Here is a 1,249-nt window from a genome sequence, read left to right on the forward strand (position 1 = left end):
ACATCGCGCTTGACGTAGAACTCCAGCGGCTTGCAGGCCAGACGCTCGCTGACATGCTCGCCGATGGCCACCAGCGCGCTGTTGCACTGCGGGCAGTTGCAGTTGGCCGGCTCGTGCCGAGTTTCTACACGCTCAAGATGCTCGGGTAACGGCTTGCGCCCGGCGTTTGCTGCACGCCGACGCTTCTGGGTCACCGCTGCGGTCTCGCCCTCGGCCTGGAGCGCGGCCAACTGCGCTTCCACTGCGGCGATATCGGCGGCCATGGTGTCTTCGAACAGCTGGCGCTGGTCCGGGTCCATGCGCTCGGTCTTGGCCGAGAATTGCAGCCGGCGCAGGCGGGCGATCTCGGCGGTGAGCGCGGCGATCTGCGCATCGCGCAGGGTGATGGTGCGTTCGCGCGTATCGATCAACGCCTGCTGGCGTTCAATGGTGGTCTGCGCGGTCGCAAGCAAGGCGCGTGCAGCCTGGCGCAGCGCATGTGGATCATCAATCGTATCGAGGGCGGACAGGTCCATGTCCGCCACGATGCCATGGGTTACAGCTGCCGCACACCTGCCATTGGTGCAATGGACAATCGCTGCCAGTCCACGCCTGCACACAGCCAGGCCCACTGCTCAGCGCTCAAGGTCCACGCGGTATCGCCCACACGCGGCCAGATGAAGTGTCCCTGATGCAGCCGGCGCGCGCACAGCCAGACACCATGACGATCAACGCACAGCACCTTGAGGCGGCTACGCGCGCGATTGACGACGACGTAGGCCTCGCCCTCGGCCACGGGGCGATCCAGCAGTGACTGCATCTGCAGCAAGAGCCGGTCCATGCCACAGCGCAGATCCACCGGGGCGGTGACAAGATGCCACGCCGACACGCTCAGCATGCACCAAGCTCGCGCAGCAGACGCGCAAGCCAGCCCGGATCACCGGCCGCCACGCTGAGGCTGATGCCACCGGCGAGACGGATCTCCACGCTGGTCGTGGGAACGGCGGGGGTGATGTGCAGCGGTAGTGTGGCTGGAAGTGCTGCAGGCGCTGCGGACGCTGCAAGTTTGCCGCGCCAGTAGGTGAAGCTGCTCAACGAGACACTGTGCTCGCGGCACCACGCCGATGGCGTGGCGCCGCTGGCGGACCAGGCAGCAATGCGGTGGGACCAATCATCGTGCTTTGAAGACATCGGGGAGATCCGTTGGGAAGAACGCGATATCCCAACGGGCTGCTGGCTGCTTGTATAGGTGAGGTTGGCGGACGCTTAC

General features: G+C 65.6%; 3 protein-coding genes. All 3 read right to left on the reverse strand.

The window, feature by feature from the left end; genetic code table 11:
- On the reverse strand, positions 1 to 515 hold a 515-nt coding region (locus XcuCFBP2542_RS18895; protein WP_211293044.1), incomplete at its 3' end, for an IS66 family transposase.
- A 20-nt stretch (positions 516 to 535) separates the two neighbouring features.
- On the reverse strand, positions 536 to 877 hold the full coding sequence (gene tnpB / locus XcuCFBP2542_RS18900) for an IS66 family insertion sequence element accessory protein TnpB (protein WP_104605767.1): 342 nt from the start codon (positions 875 to 877) through the stop codon (positions 536 to 538).
- On the reverse strand, positions 871 to 1,170 hold the full coding sequence (tnpA, locus tag XcuCFBP2542_RS18905; RefSeq protein WP_146090374.1) for an IS66 family insertion sequence element accessory protein TnpA: 300 nt from the start codon (positions 1,168 to 1,170) through the stop codon (positions 871 to 873). Before tnpA ends, tnpB begins: the two co-directional genes overlap by 7 nt.
- Between the last annotated feature and the right edge of the window lie 79 nt (positions 1,171 to 1,249).

Source organism: Xanthomonas cucurbitae (assembly GCF_002939885.1).
Classification (GTDB): Bacteria; Pseudomonadota; Gammaproteobacteria; order Xanthomonadales; family Xanthomonadaceae; genus Xanthomonas; species Xanthomonas cucurbitae.